Source organism: Tahibacter caeni, from assembly GCF_024609805.1.
Lineage (GTDB): Bacteria > Pseudomonadota > Gammaproteobacteria > Xanthomonadales > Rhodanobacteraceae > Tahibacter > Tahibacter caeni.
In genome coordinates, this window is the sequence record NZ_JANFVR010000104.1 from 1 (window position 1) to 14825 (window position 14825).

9 protein-coding genes are annotated in these 14825 nt (G+C 69.9%); 4 read left to right on the plus strand and 5 right to left on the minus strand.

What is annotated here, in order from left to right:
* Positions 1 to 43: 43 nt before the first annotated feature.
* Positions 44 to 2434 (minus strand): DEAD/DEAH box helicase, encoded by a 2391-nt coding sequence (locus NON22_RS11135; protein ID WP_425507968.1) that lies wholly within the window; start codon positions 2432 to 2434, stop codon positions 44 to 46.
* Between the two features lie 145 nt (positions 2435 to 2579).
* On the opposite strand from NON22_RS11135, the gene NON22_RS11140 reads away from it, so the two are divergent.
* Together NON22_RS11140 and NON22_RS11145 are read left to right on the plus strand one after the other, a co-directional pair.
* The gene (locus tag NON22_RS11140; RefSeq protein ID WP_257387004.1) at positions 2580 to 3248 is read left to right on the plus strand and encodes a hypothetical protein; all 669 of its coding nucleotides are present in this window, start codon (positions 2580 to 2582) and stop codon (positions 3246 to 3248) included.
* A 163-nt stretch (positions 3249 to 3411) separates the two neighbouring features.
* On the plus strand, positions 3412 to 3945 hold the full coding sequence (locus NON22_RS11145) for a YybH family protein (protein ID WP_257387005.1): 534 nt from the start codon (positions 3412 to 3414) through the stop codon (positions 3943 to 3945).
* 53 nt (positions 3946 to 3998) lie between these two features.
* Here NON22_RS11145 and recQ read toward each other — a convergent pair whose 3' ends face one another.
* The 4 genes from recQ to NON22_RS11165 form a co-directional block, all read right to left on the minus strand.
* A complete protein-coding gene (gene recQ / locus NON22_RS11150; RefSeq protein ID WP_257387006.1) occupies positions 3999 to 5831 on the minus strand; it encodes a DNA helicase RecQ in 1833 nt (610 codons plus the stop codon).
* 116 nt (positions 5832 to 5947) lie between these two features.
* Positions 5948 to 9562, minus strand: coding sequence for a hypothetical protein (locus tag NON22_RS11155; protein ID WP_257387007.1), 3615 nt, complete (start codon positions 9560 to 9562; stop codon positions 5948 to 5950).
* A 12-nt stretch (positions 9563 to 9574) separates the two neighbouring features.
* A complete protein-coding gene (locus NON22_RS11160) occupies positions 9575 to 10213 on the minus strand; it encodes a hypothetical protein (RefSeq protein ID WP_257387008.1) in 639 nt (212 codons plus the stop codon).
* Positions 10214 to 10746: 533 nt separating this feature from the next.
* A complete protein-coding gene (locus tag NON22_RS11165) occupies positions 10747 to 12177 on the minus strand; it encodes an NHL repeat-containing protein (protein WP_257387009.1) in 1431 nt (476 codons plus the stop codon).
* Positions 12178 to 12511: 334 nt separating this feature from the next.
* Here NON22_RS11165 and NON22_RS11170 point away from each other — a divergent pair, with 334 nt between their 5' ends.
* On the plus strand, positions 12512 to 12985 hold the full coding sequence (locus NON22_RS11170) for an LEA/WHy family protein (protein ID WP_257387010.1): 474 nt from the start codon (positions 12512 to 12514) through the stop codon (positions 12983 to 12985).
* A gap of 17 nt (positions 12986 to 13002) precedes the next feature.
* Positions 13003 to 14790, plus strand: coding sequence for an acyl-CoA dehydrogenase C-terminal domain-containing protein (locus NON22_RS11175; protein WP_257387011.1), 1788 nt, complete (start codon positions 13003 to 13005; stop codon positions 14788 to 14790).
* Positions 14791 to 14825: the final 35 nt, after the last annotated feature.

Sequence of the window (14825 nt, forward strand, 5' to 3'; positions counted from 1 at the left end):
CCGGCCTCGCGGCGCAGCCGCTGCAGTTTCTCGACGAGCGCGCTCATGCGCCGCGCAGCAGGGCCAGCACGCGCGCGGCCTGGGCCTTGGGTGTGGCCGCCGCATCCTCGTCGGCCGCGAGCACGGGACCGACGCAGGCCGGGCAGCCCGCGCGGCAGCTGCAGGCGTCGAGCAGCGCCGCGGCTTCGCGCACGAGCTCGGCCTGCACGCGGAACAGCGGATCGCTCAAGCCCACGCCGCCGGGGTAGTTGTCGTACAGATAGACCGTCGGCGTGAAGCGCTCCGCGTCGATGCCGGCTTCGGCCGGGCGCCACCGGCCGCGGCCGCGCTGGTCGCGCTCGACGAACGCGCTGGCGTCGCCGCTGCCGACGGATTTCATGAGATCGCGCGATTCGGCCATGACGCGGACACTGGCCACCGTATGCAGCGCCGTGGCCGCGCCGAGGAAGCCGTCGAGCGCATCCTGGCGCGAGGCGAACGCCGCGTCGAGCGCCTCCTGCGGCAGCTGCCACCAGAGCGCCGTCGTGTGCAGCTCCTGGTCCGGCAACGTGACCGGGCCGTAGCCGATGTTCTCGTGCGTGTAGTAGCGGATCTTCTTGTAGCCGGCGACGCGGCGCACGACGTGGACTTCGCCGTGATAGGCATTGCCCTGGCCCGCGCGCACGCCGTCGAAGCGTTCGAGCACCCTGAGTCGCGTGTAGTCGATCGCGTCGGTGTAGTAGTCGACCTGGGTGCGCGTGACGTAGGCCTTGCGACCGTCCCAGTCGAGCTTTTCTACCTGGTACGGCAGCGACTGCACCATATGGATCGCGCCTTCGTAGAGGGTCAGCGCGGCGCTGGAATAGTCGACCTCGGCGATGATGGCCTGGCGTCCGTCGGTGCGGTCGACGACGACGAAGTTGCCGTCGGCGACGGCGCGCAGGTTGACCGCGTTGGCCGGGTACGCGTCGGCGATCCATTCCCAGCGCTGGCCTTCGCGATGCACGACGTCGGAGTCGGCGAGCACCTGCAGATACGCGGCCGGCTCGATCGGGCCGAAACCGTCGCCGTCGACGAACGGCAGCTCGAACGCGGCGCAGCGGACGTGGTCGAGCAGGATCAGCGGCTGGTCCGGCGCGATGCGTGCCTGTTCCGGCGGCGCGTCGCGGAAGAATTCCGGGTGGCGCACGATGTACTGGTCGAGCGGCTGGCTCGACGCGACGAGCACGCCGATCGCCGCCTGCCGGCGCCGGCCCGCGCGACCGAAGCGCTGCCAGGTCGCCGCGATCGAGCCCGGGTAGCCTTGCAGCAGCACGACGTCGAGCGCGCCGATGTCGACGCCGAGCTCCAGCGCCGACGTGCTGACGAGACCGTCCACGGCGCCGCTGCGCATGAGCTGCTCGGTGCGTCGGCGCTCGGTCGGCAGATAGCCGCCGCGGTAGGCGTGGATGCGCGCGGGCTTGCGCGGATCGTGGTCGAACACGTCCTTGAGGTACTTGGTCAGCACCTCGACCATGAGCCGCGACGGCGCGAACAGCAGCGCCTTGAGCCCGGCGCGGATCGCCGCGCGCGCGATGCGCGTGACCTGCGAGCGCGCCGACGCGCGCAGGCCGAGATCCGCATTGACGACCGGCGGATTCCACAGCAGCACGTGCTTCTCGCCGGCCGGCGCGCCGCTCTCGGCGATCGCGTGCACGGGCCGGCCGATCAGCGCCTCGGCGTGCTCGCGCGGATTGCCTATCGTGGCCGAGCAGAGGATGAACACCGGATCGGCGCCGTAGAACGCGCAGATCCGCGCGAGCCGGCGCAGCACGTTGGCCAGGTGGGAACCGAACACGCCGCGGTAGCTGTGGATCTCGTCGATGACGACGTAACGCAGGTTCTCGAAGAACTGCGCCCACTTCGTGTGATGCGGCAGCATGCCCTGGTGCAGCATGTCGGGATTGCTGACGACGATGTCGCCGTGCAGGCGTATCGCCTGCCGCGCGTCGCCGGGCGTGTCGCCGTCGAACGTGTGCGCGCGCAGTCCGAGGCCGCCTGCGCGGTTGAGTTCGAGCAGTTCGGCGACCTGGTCCTGCGCGAGCGCCTTGGTCGGAAACAGGTACAGCGCCTTGGCGCGGGCGCGCAGCGCCGCGTCGACGACGGGCAAGGTGTAGCAGAGGCTCTTGCCCGACGCGGTCGGCGTCACGACGACGGTGTGCCGGCCCGCGCGCACCGATTCCCAGGCCTGCGCCTGATGGCTGTAGAGCTGCTCGATGCCGCGCGCGCGCAGCGCCGTGCGCAGCGCCGGCGCGAGCTCGGCCGGCAGCTCCGCATAGCGGCCCTCGCGCGCCGGCACGGTGAAATGGCCGGTGATGCGGTCCGCATAGCGCTGCGCGAGCCGCGCGAGCAGGCGTCCCGGATCGGGCGGCGCCGGCTGTCTGTCGGCGATGAGTCGGGCGAGGTCGGTGGACATGGCGGCGTATCGGCGGTTGAGACGGGCCTGCGGCTATACGCGGCGCGTGTCTCAGAAGCTGCGACGAACCGGCGAGCCTTCCGCGGCCCGGCGTTGGCGGCATCGCGCCGCCGGGCTAGGATCGCCGAGTACGGGGAGTCCATCGATGTCGATCAACATTGCGAGCGCGCCGCCGCGCCTGCCGCTCGCACTCAAACTCGGTTTCACCGCGTTCATGGCCACGTTGGTGCCGTTCTACTGGATCACCTACGGACCGACGAATTTCCTGTATTTCTGCGACGTGGCCATGTTCTTCACCCTGGCCGCGATCTGGACCGAGTCGCCGCTGCTCGCGTCGATGCCGGCCGTCGGCCTGATCGTGCCGCAGCTGGTCTGGTGCGTGGATTTCCTCGCGAGCTGGCTCGGCAAGCCGTTGCTGTCGATGACGGCCTACATGTTCGATCCGGGCATACCGCTGTTCGCGCGCGGGCTGTCTTCGTTCCATGCCTGGCTGCCGTTCGTGCTGATGTATCTCGTCGCGCGGCTCGGCTACGACCGGCGCGCGCTGGCCGGCTGGACCCTGCTGGCCTGGTCCCTGCTCGCGATCTCGCGTCTGCTGCTGCCGGCGCCGCCGGCCGATCCGGCGCGGCCGAACGTGCCGGTCAACGTCAACTACGTCTACGGCTTCAGCGATGCGTCCGCGCAGACCCTGATGCCGGGCTGGGCCTGGCTCGCCGTGCTGTTCGTCGGCCTGCCGCTGCTCGTGTTCTGGCCCACCCATCGGCTGCTGCAGCGCTGGCGCGGATTGCCCGTCGGCGCGCGTCGGCAGCTCTGACGCGCCGGCGCCGGGCGAATCCGCCGCCCAGCCCACGCGACCGCACCCGGCGCCGTTGCGGAAATTGCGCAAACGCCGAAAACCCCGCGCGGCGCTGACGAACGGCTGACGAAAAAACGCGGCGCCTTGCGTCGAATAGGTTTTCCCCACTCCGGAGTGTCACATGACCCTGCGCCTCGCCCTGTGCCTGCTGCTGACTGCAGCGACGGCATCGAACGCATTCGCCGCGCCGCCTGCCTCTGCGCCGCCGGCATCCGCGCCGGCCGCCTCGGCGTCCGACGTACCCGCCGCCGCCGCACCCGCGCCTCTGCCGAGCATCACGTTGCCGCCGGCGATCGCCCGCGTGCTGCAGGACTACGAGCGTGCCTGGATCGCGCGCGACGACGCGGCACTCGCGCAGCTGTTCGTCGCCGACGGATTTGCCTTGCCGAACGGCCAGCCGCCGGCGACCGGCGCCGATGCGATCCGCGCCGCGTATGCGGGCAACAGCGGTTCGCCGCTCGCACTGCGGGCGCTGCACTACGCCGAGTCGGGCGACATGGCCTACGTCATCGGCGGCTTCGGCGGAAAGGCGGGGCAGCCGGATTTCGGCAAGTTCGTGCTCGTGCTGCGCCGCGGCGGCGACGGCGTCTGGCGCATCGCCGCCGACATGGACAACGCGAACGCGATGCCGCGCCGCGCGCCGTCGCAGTGGTGACCGCGAGGACGTTCCCGACCTGAACGCCGGGCGTCGCGCCCGGCCGCCGGTGCTCAGTCCGCCGTTTCCGCGGTCAGCACGCTGAGGAACGCCTCGCCGTATTTCTCGAGCTTGGTCGTGCCGACGCCGCTGATCGCGGCGAGCTCGCGCAGCGACACCGGATGTTCGCGCAGCATGTCGAGCAGGGTAGCGTCGTGGAAGATTACGTAGGCCGGCACGTTCTGTTCCTTGGCCAGCCGTGCGCGCACCGCGCGCAGCGCGTCCCAGAGCGGACGTTCGTCGTCGGCGATCTGCAGGCTGTTGTGCGCGGTCGCGCCGCCGCGCTTGCGCGAGGCCTTGCGCTCGGCGCGGCGCTGGCTTTCGGCCGCCTCGTAGCGCATCAGCACGCGCGTCTCGCCCTTGAGCACACCGCGACTCGATTCGGTCAGACGCAAGGTGCCATAGCCTTCGTGGTCGGCGGCCAGATGGCCGGCCGCGACGAGGTGGCGGAACACGCCGTTCCACTGGCGCGCGTCGAGATCGCGGCCTATGCCGTAGACGCTGAGCTGGTCGTGGTTCCAGCTGCGGACCTTCTCGCTGTCCTGCCCGCGCAGCACGTCGACGAGATGGCCGACGCCGAAGCGCTGGCCCGTGCGGTAGACCGTGGACAGCGCCTTCTGCGCGACTTCGCCGGCGTCCCAGCTGCGCGGCGGATTCAGGCAGTTGTCGCAGTTGCCGCAGTCACTCGTGCGCGTCTCGCCGAAATACGCCAGCAGCAGCCGGCGCCGGCAGCCGGTCGCCTCGGCATAGCCGAGCAGCGCCTCGAGCTTCGCGCGCTCGACGCGCTTGCGCTCCTGGCCCGACTCGGACTGGGCGATCATCTGGCTCATCGTCACGACGTCGCCGAGGCCGTAGCAGAGCCAGGCTTCCGCCGGCAGCCCGTCGCGGCCGGCGCGACCGGTCTCCTGGTAATAGCCTTCCATGCTCTTGGGCAGGTCCAGGTGCGCGACGTAGCGCACGTCGGGCTTGTCGATGCCCATGCCGAACGCGATCGTGGCGACCATGACGACGCCGTCCTCGCGCAGGAAGCGCTGCTGGTTGGCCGTGCGCTGCGCCTGCTCCATGCCGGCGTGATAGGCCAGCGCATCGAAGCCGTCCTCGGCGAGCGCGGCGGCGGTCTCGTCGACCTTCTTGCGCGACAGGCAATAGACGATGCCCGACTCGCCGCGCCGCTCGTCGAGGAACGCGCGCAGCTGGCGCCGCGGATTGTCTTTCTGCACGACGCTGTAGCGGATGTTCGGGCGGTCGAAGCTCGCGACGAACTGGCGCGCGCCGGCCAGCCCGAGCCGCTCCACGATCTCGGCGCGCGTCGGCGCGTCGGCGGTCGCGGTCAGCGCGATCCGCGGCACCTGCGGGAAGCGCTCGTGCAGCAGGTTCAGGCCGCGGTATTCGGGCCGGAAGTCGTGGCCCCATTGAGAGACGCAGTGCGCTTCGTCGATTGCGAACAGCGCGATAGGCACGCGCTCGAGCAGCTCCAGCGTGCGTTCGCCGAGCAGGCGCTCGGGCGCGACGTAGAGCAGCTTCAGTTCGCGCCGCAGCAGCCGCTGCTCGACCTCGCGCTGCTGCTGCGGCGACAGCGAGGAATTCAGATACGCGGCCGCGACGCCGAGCTGGGTCAGGGCGTCGACCTGGTCCTGCATCAGCGCGATCAGCGGCGAGACGACGATGGCCGTGCCGTCGCGCAGCAGCGCCGGCACCTGGTAGCACAGCGACTTGCCGCCGCCGGTCGGCATCAGCACGAGGCAGTCGTTGCCGCCGCTCAGGTGGTCGACGATCGCGGCCTGTTCGCCGCGGAAGCTCGCGTAGCCGAAGACGCGATGAAGCAGATCGAGAGCCGGGGAATCCATCCGGCCATGTTACCGGACGCGTCAAGGGGCGCCCGGGCATTCCGCCGATGCCGGCCTCGGATCCTTCCGAACCGGTGCGGCACGCGGCCTATGCGAAGGCCGCGTGCCGCCGCCGGTCATTTGGTGCGCACGATCGCCATCGTGATCGGCGACGTCGGCGTACTGCCGCCCTCGGTCAGGCCGAGGTTCGCGGTCTGGCCGGCCGCGACGCCGAAGCGCGCATAGCGCGTACCGCCGCCCGGACGCAGCACGAAGGTCAGCGGCGTGGCGTTGGTCAGCGGATTCACGGCCAGCTGGTACGAGCCGTTGAGCGCGGTGTAGAGCGACCGGTAGCTCCAGCTCGGCGCGGTGTACTCGGGCGCGACGCCGGCGACCGCGTCGTCGGTGTACATGGCGACGAGGAAATCGTGCACCCACGAGTTCAGGTCGACGTTGAGCACGGCCTGCAGATTGGCCAGACCGACGTTCTGGCTGTTGACCAGCGCGCCGATGATGGCCGCATCGCCGGTGTTCTTGCGGTCCAGTGCATAGCGCAGAAACAGGAACGTCGTCACCGCGCTGGCGGTCCTGGTGTCGTGCGTCGTCGCATTCAGCGGACTCGTCATCAGCGGCCCGGCGCGCTTGCTGCTGTTGGTGCTGCCGAGCTGGAAGAAGTAGTCGCGCGCGTAGCCGAACATCGGGTTTTCGAAGGTGTTGAATGCGGCGACGCGGACGGACGCATTCGGACCCGTGGTCAGGTTCGTCACGACGATGTTCTGGCGCGGCGTCAGGCCCACGGACGTGTTGAAGAACACGAGTTCCTGCATGGCCATGGCCAGGGCCTCGTCGAGCCAGCCCTGTTCCAGCGGCGCGGCGCCGTTGTCGTAGAGCCGGCGCGTCGCGTTGAGCAGGTGCGAGATGTTGTGGAGCATCCAGCCCGTCGTGTTGCCGTAGACGAAGCTGACCGTGCGCACGTTGCTGTTCACCGAGCCGGTCGGGTCCGGCACCATCGTGTAGATGTATTCGCCCTCGTTGCTGCCGCCACAGGTCGCCGCGCTGAACAGATCGCGCGGCTGGAACAGCGCGCTCGTGATCGACGAGGACGCCGGCGGGCTCTGCTCGTTCATTTTCCTCGTGAAGAACACGATGATGCCGCCGTTGTTGTCGAGGTCGGTCATCGCGCCATAGTTCGTCGTCAGCAGGTCGTGGGCGCCGGTCTTGAGACTCGAGAGCATGCCGACCGTCGGCGTCGAACCCGGCGGCGACTGCACGAACGCGTCCATGAGGTTCTGGAACTGGCCGGTCACGAAACCGCCTACCACGGCCGGCGACCAGTTGCCTGGTGTCAGCTCCTCGACTTCCTGTACGGCGTAGTAGAGCTGCTGGCCCGGACCCGAAGCCGAGATCGCCTCGACGCGGCCCTTGCGGATGTCGGGCGCCGCGCCGCAGGAACCGATCGACGCGTTGATGTCGATGAGCTGGCCCACGGTCAGCGGCACCGCGCCGCCCTGCGGCCGCGGAACCAGATCGGCCGCGGTCGGGCGGTGGCCGTCGGCGAACGCCGGCGGAATCGGCACGCCGCCATGCGGATCGACGCTACTTTCCTGCAGCGGAGCCAGCGGGGTTTCGACCGGGCGCGGCGCCGGCGGACCGGTGACGGCCTGGATGTTGGTGCCGGTCAGGCTCAGGGTCGTTTCGGCGAACGGGCTGTCATTGATCGGCATCAGCGTGTATTCGGTCGCGGCGCCCGCGTCGCCGGTCACGCAGAGATTCGCCGCGCCCGGCATGTTGCCGTAGACGACCTGGCCGACAGCAAGGCTCAGGCAGCCGGTCACGATCATGCTCTGCTGCGCCTGGGGCGCGGCGGCCCAGTCGGCGTCGCCGGGCTGGTCGGCGTTGACGATGCAGGTGCCGGTGGCGATGAACGCAACCACGTCGCCGGCGATCGTGCAGACGCTGCTCGCACTCGCATCGATGGTGAACGCGACCGGCAGGCCCGAGCTCGCCGTCGCGGCGACCGTATACGTCGCGCCGCCGGCCGTGGGCGTGGCCGGCGCCGTCGACGTGAAGCTGATCGTCTGGCTGCCCTGACCGACCGCGAAGCTCTGCTGCGCCTGCGGCGCGGCGGCATAGTTCGCGTCACCGGCCTGGTTCGCATCGATGATGCAGGTGCCGGCGTGCTCGAACGTCACCGACGAGCCCGTCAGGGTGCAGACGCCGGTCGCGGCCGCGTCGACGCTCAAGGTTACCGGCAGGCCCGAGCTCGCCGTTGCGGCGACCGTATAGGCCGTGCCAGCGACGACCGCGCCGGCCGGCGCGGTCGTGTCGAAACTGATCGTCTGGCTGCCCTGGCCGACCGCGAAGCTCTGCTGTACCTGCGGCGCCGCGGACCAGTTCGCGTTGCCGGCCTGGTTCGCATTGACGACGCAGGTGCCGGCGCCCTGGAACGTGACCGTGCTGCCGGCGATCGCGCAGACGCTGCTCGAACCCGCGGCGATGGTGAAGCTGACCGGCAGGCCCGACGTCGCCGTCGCGGCGACCATGTACGCCGCGCCGCCCACCGCGGCCGTCGCCGGCGCCGTCGACGTGAAGCTGATCGTCTGGCTGCCCTGGCCGACCGCGAAACTCTGCTGCACCTGCGGCGCCGCGTTCCAGTTCGCGTTGCCAGCCTGGTTCGCATCGACGACGCAGGTGCCGGCGCCCTGGAACGTGACCGTGCTGCCGGCGATCGCGCAGACGCTGCTCGCGCTCGCGTCGATCGTGAAGCTGACCGGCAGGCCCGACGTGGCCGTCGCCGTCACCGTATACGCCGACCCCGCGACGACGGCACCGGACGGCACCGTCGACGTGAAACTGATCGTCTGGCTGCCCTGGCCGACCGCGAAGCTCTGCTGTACCTGCGGCGCCGCGGACCAGTTCGCGTTGCCGGCCTGGTTCGCATTGACGACGCAGGTGCCGGCGCCCTGGAACGTGACCGAACTGCCGGCGATCGCGCAGACGCTGCTCGAACCTGCGGCGATGGTGAAATTGACCGGCAGTCCCGACGTCGCGGTCGCGGCGACCGTGTATGCCGTGCCACCGACGGCGGCCGTCGTCGGCGCCGTCGACGTGAAGCTGATCGTCTGGTTCGCGAGACCGACGCCGAAGGACTGCTGCGCCTGCGGCGCCGCGGCCCAATTCGCGTTGCCGGCCTGGTTCGCATTGATGACGCAGGTGCCGGCGCTCTGGAAGCTGACCGAGGAACCCGCGATCGAGCAGACGCTGCTCGCGCTCGCATCGATCGCCAACGCGACCGGCAGGCCGGAGCTCGCGACCGCCGCGACGGTATACGGCGTTCCGCCGATCTGCGCCGACGCTGGCGCGCTCGAGGTGAAATTGATCGTCTGGCTGCCCTGGCCGACGGCCAGCGCGATCGTGCGGCCGCCGCTGCAACCGGCCGAGTCGGTCGCCGTGACGGTGACGAGATAGCTGCCGGCCTGGGTCGGCGAACCGGCCATGGTCGCGCTGGTCATGCCGGTCGGCGTCATGGCCAGACCGGAACCGGCCGGCAGGCCGGCGGTGATCGCGAACACGAACGGCTGTGCATTGCTGTTGCTGGCCGAGAACGGCAGCGAGAAGCTGCCGCCGACCGTCGCCGCCGGCACATTCGGCAAGGTCGTCACGGACGTAGTCGGACACGGCGCGGCATGGGCATTCAGCCCGGCCACAGCCAGCAGCAGGAACGTGGCGCTGCGCAGGAAACGATGGCTCACGAGTCTGTCCCCTTATTCCACGTCGAAGCGCTGCAGGCTGACCGGCGTCGTGCTGTTGAGCACGAGCACGAAGTGGTCGAGGCTGATCGGATAGTCGGTCTGGCCCGGCGCCGCGCCGGTCTGGCGCAGATAGCCGCGGATCTGCGCGCTCGCGGCGGTGACGGCCGTCGGAGCCGGCACGAAACCGACGTCGGCGAGCCGGTACCAGGTATCCGCCGGCACGTTGGCCGCGGTCAGCGCCTGGCCCTGGCTGCCGCCGGCAAGGAAGCCGTTGCAGCCGGCGCCGGAAAACAGGCGTATTTCGACGGTCGCGCTGACGCTGCCGTCGCGCGCGGTCGTCGCCGGCACGCGGAACGCCATGCCGTAGTTGACGAAGTTCACGCCGGTCGGCTGGCTGAAGTCGAAACACTGGGCGATGCCCGACGCGGCGTTCGTCGCCGGTACGGCCGTCGAGACATGGATCGTCGCGGAGCCCGACGCGGGATTGCCGTCGACGTCCGGCGTCGCTGCCCAGGCCGGTTCGCTGCCGGCGCCGGGCGGATCCGGCGGCAGCGACACGAACTGCGCCCATGGCGCGAGACCGCTGTCCAGATGGGCGTTCGGTACCAGGGTCTGCGCCTGCGCCAGCGGCGCCGCGACGACCAGTGTCACGACGGCGCCGACAAGCGACAGCGGCAATACGGGACGCGCGGACGACTCCGTGCGGGCTCGCAATGAAAGCAGCATCGATTTTCCCCTTCGACTGGCCCGAGGCACGCGCCTGCAGCGCGATACACGGACGGATGGCAGTCGCGAGTCTAGTTCAGGAATACGACGAAATGTGCGCCCAAAGGGCTTCAGGATGCGGGGAAGATCCGTCTGCGCGCCGATCGCGCCGGGCGGCACGGAGGCATGACAGGGGAGACCCTGTTTTTACGCTAGACGTCGACGCGGATTCTGCCGCGATTCGGTGCCGTGGGTTTCCGCGCGGCAGGTTGCGCCGAGCGCAGCGAATCGCAACAGCGCTCCCTCTGCAGAAGGCCGCGCCCGTTGCCGCCGGCTCCACGCCCGTGCGGGACAGACGGACGACGCAACACAATAAACAAAATTATTTATATTTTTTATCTTCCACAAGTTATTTCACGAGCGTTCGGGAAAACCGGGCCGGCGGAAGCCGGCCCGGTGCATGCCGGTAGACCGGTGGATCAGCCGCCGAGTCCGTCCGTGAAGATCGCGTCGGCCTGCAGGCGCGAAACGACGCCGCGGACCATCATCGGCGGGTTGCCGTCTGCGGGATAGCCGTGGTTGCCGACCACGATCGCGCGGCCCGACTGCAGGGTCAGCGCGGTCGCGTCGGAAAACAGGTTGGTTCCGCTGGTCGGCAGCAGCGCGACGCCGGCATCGCCGAACGCCGCGTCCGGCGCGCCGTCGGCGAGCACGCGGCCGGCGAGGAACTGCGCCGGGCCCGGCGCTTCGGGGCTGAAGTCGTTCGCCGTCGCGGTGTAGACGAGGCGGCCGTCGTTCTGCACGGCGAGTCCGGTCACGCGCTGCCAGGCGAAACCTTTGCGCGGCTGCTGCAGGCTGTAGCCCGGCGTGGCCTCGGCGCCGAACGCGGCGTCCGCGCGGCCCTGTGCCGTGAAGCGCGCGAGGAACGGCCGCGAGTAGCTGCCCTGCTCGTCCATGTAGTCGCCCGCGGCGACGATGCGGCCGTCGCGCAGCACTTCCACCGCGGCGAAGCTGCTGTCGACGGAGCTGATCCATCCCGGCTCGAACACGGCCCAGCCGCCGCCGGCGAAATCGCGGTCGAACGTGCCATCGGCATTGAGCCGTGCCAGCGAGAGCGCGTTGACGAACGGACTGCGTCCCTGCCAGCCGCCGACGACGATGCCGCCGTCCGCGGTCGGCGCGACGCTGCGCATGCCGCCGTAGTTGTCGACCGGCTGATCGTCCTGCATCTCGACGAACGCGACGACGCCGTCGCCGCCGAAGCCGGCATCGGGCGCACCGGCCGCATCGAGGCGCGCGACGAAGCCGCGATACAGCGGCACCTGCCCGCGCTGCTGGCCGGCCACGAGGATGCGACCCTGCGGGTCCACGGCCACGTCGTCGATGAGGCTGGCCGGCAGGCGCGCGATGCCGCGTTCGCCGTAGCCCTGCGACAGCGCGCCGGCCGCATCGATCTTCATCGTGAAGCCGGCCGTTTCGCTGCCGGCTTCGAAATGCCCCGCGACGATCGCGCCGCCGTCCAGCAGCGGGGCCAGCGACTTCGCCTCCTCGATGCGTGCGCCCGGGCTGAAGTCGTTGTAGACGATCAGTCCGGGATGCAGCGGATCGCCGCCGAAGGACTCGTCCACCTTGCCGTCCGGCTGCAGCTTGGCCACGACGACCCGATAGTCCGGCTCCTGCGGCAGCGGCTGCCGCCGCTTGTGCCGGTAGCCGGCCAGCAGGATGCTGCCGTCGGGCAAGGTCGCGGCCGCGTTGAAGCGGAGTTCGTGCATCTCTTCGCCATCGGGCGCGAACGCCCGCTGTCCGGCCTCGCCGAAGGCGAGGTCCAGCGCGCCGTCCTGTGCCGGCGCCGCGGCAGCGGCGCCGAGCAGCAATGCGGCCAGCGCGCCCCTGAGGTAGTTCGTTTTCATGCTCTTACCTATCCATCCGAAAACGGCAGAAAATCCTGCCGTTGAGCCAGACGGAATCAGGCGTTCCGCGCCGCCACGGCGATCGCACGCCGCACACCGGCGGCGCCGGGTCGGCGGCAAACGCCAGTGCGGAGACCGTCGCGACGGAAACCCGCGCACGGGCATGGCCCGACGCGGCGGCGACCGCAGGAATCGCAACGGCGCCTGGGCGCGGACCGGTCCAGGGCATCGTCAAGGCCGTGCGAGATCGGCCACACTGCGCTGTCCGGCGGCCGGGCCCTTTGCCTGCGCCGGCGGCCGCCGCTAACATTCAAACAATCGTTTGAGGCCTCCGATGAAGCTGTCGCATCCGATCCGCGCCGCGTTCGTACTCGTCTGCCTTTGCCTGCTGGCCGCCTGCGGCGGCGGCAAGCCGGTCCGCCGCATCAATCCGCCGGCCTTGAGCATCCAGCAGTTGGCCGTCCAGGCCGACGGACGCTGGCTCATCGAGCTGCGCGTTCAGAATTTCAGCACCGTGCCCATGCGCTTCGACACGCTCGAGGCCGGCCTCGAAATCGAAGGCACGAACGTCGGCGCGGTGTTCCTGCGGCCGGCGATCGAGATCCCGGGCCAGTCCGCCGACATCGTCGAAGCCACGCTCTCGCCGGGCCGCGACGCCGGCACGCGCCTGGCCGAGGCCGCTCGCGACGGCAGCGTCGGCTACCAGCTGCGCGGCACGATCGAAACCGGCGAGCCGGCCAAGAAATTTCCGCTGAGCCAGTCCAGCCGGCTGTCGCCGGTGCCGGGCCGGCCCAATACCTATCGTTGACGACCAAGGGTTGACCCATGAGCAAGTACGCCGCTCCGCTGACCGATATGCGCTTCGCCCTGTTCGACGTGCTGGGGGCCGAAGCCCTGTTGGCCCGCCTGCCCGGCGGCGACGCGGCCACGCGCGACGTCTGCGACGCCGTGCTCGACGAGGCCGCGCGCTTCGCCGAACAGGTGCTCGCTCCGCTGAACCAGAGCGGCGACCAGGAAGGCTGCCACTACGCCGGCGGCGTCGTGACCACGCCGAAGGGTTTCAAGGAGGCCTATGCGCAGTTCTGCGACGGCGGCTGGCCCGCGCTGAACGCGCCGGAGCAGTACGGTGGCCAGCACATGCCCGAGGCGGTCGGCGCGGCAGTCAAGGAAATGCTCGACTCGGCCAACCTGTCCTGGGCCAACTTTCCGCTGCTGTCGCACGGCGCGTCCGAAGCGCTGAAGCAGCACGGCGAGGAATGGCAGCGCGAAGTCTTCCTCAAGCCCATCGTCTCGGGCCGCTGGACCGGCACCATGTGCCTGACCGAACCGCATTGCGGCACCGACCTCGGCCTGCTCAAGACCAAGGCCGAACCGGCCGCCGACGGCACCTATCGCATCAGCGGCACCAAGATCTTCATCACCGCCGGCGAGCACGACCTCGCCGACAACATCGTGCATCTCGTGCTCGCGCGCCTGCCGGACGCGCCGCCCGGCACCAAGGGCATCTCGCTGTTCATCGTGCCGAAGTTCAAGGTCGCCCGCGACGGCACGGTCGGTGCGCGCAACGCGCTGGCCTGCGGCTCGATCGAGCACAAGATGGGCATCAAGGCCTCGGCCACCTGCGTCATGAATTTCGACGGTGCCGAGGGCTATCTGATCGGCCAGCCGAACAAGGGCCTCAATGCGATGTTCACCATGATGAACACCGCACGCATCGCCGTGGGCTACCAGGGCCTCGCCCTGACCGAGCGCGCCTACCAGAACGCGCTGGCCTATGCGCGCGACCGTCTGCAGATGCGCTCGCTCAGCGGTCCCAAGCGCCCGGACAAGCCCGCCGACCCGCTGATCGTGCATCCGGACATCCGCCGCATGCTGCTCACGCAGAAGGCCTTCGCCGAAGGCGGCCGCGTGCTCGGCTACTACGCCGCGCTGCTCGTCGACGTCATCGAGCGCAGCGAGGACGCGGCCGAACGCCAGCGCGCCGACGAGCTGCTCGGCTTCATGACGCCGATCGTCAAGGCGCTGCTGACCGAAACCGCGCAGGAATCGACCTATTGCGCCGTGCAGATCTTCGGCGGCCACGGCTACATCGCCGAATGGGGCATGGAACAGTTCGCCCGCGACGCGCGCATCACGACGATCTACGAAGGCACCACACAGATCCAGGCGCTGGACCTGCTCGGCCGCAAGATCATGCAGTTGCAGGGGGCCGGCCTGCGCCATTTCGTCGAGGAGATCAGCGCGTTCTGCCATGCGCAGCAGGCCAATGCGGAGCTCGTCGAGTTCATCAAGCCGCTGGCCGAGCTGACCCAGGAATGGATAGGCCTGACTCAGGAAATCGGCCGCAAGGCGATGAGCGACGCGGAGGAAGTCGGATCGGCCGCGGTCGACTATCTGCTCTATGCGGGCTACATCGCGCTGGCCTATTTCTGGGCACGCAGCGTCGCGGCGGCCGACGCCTCGACCGCCCACGGCACCGAGTTCAAGCAGGGCAAGCGGCTGACCGCGCGGTTCTTCTATTCGCGCATCCTGCCGCGCACGCGCGGCCACATCGCGGCGATCCGCGCCGGCGCGGCCAGCCTCATGGAAATGCCCGACGCCCTGTTCGGCTGACGGCGCGCGCGGCGCGGCGGACACGGAGCCGCCGC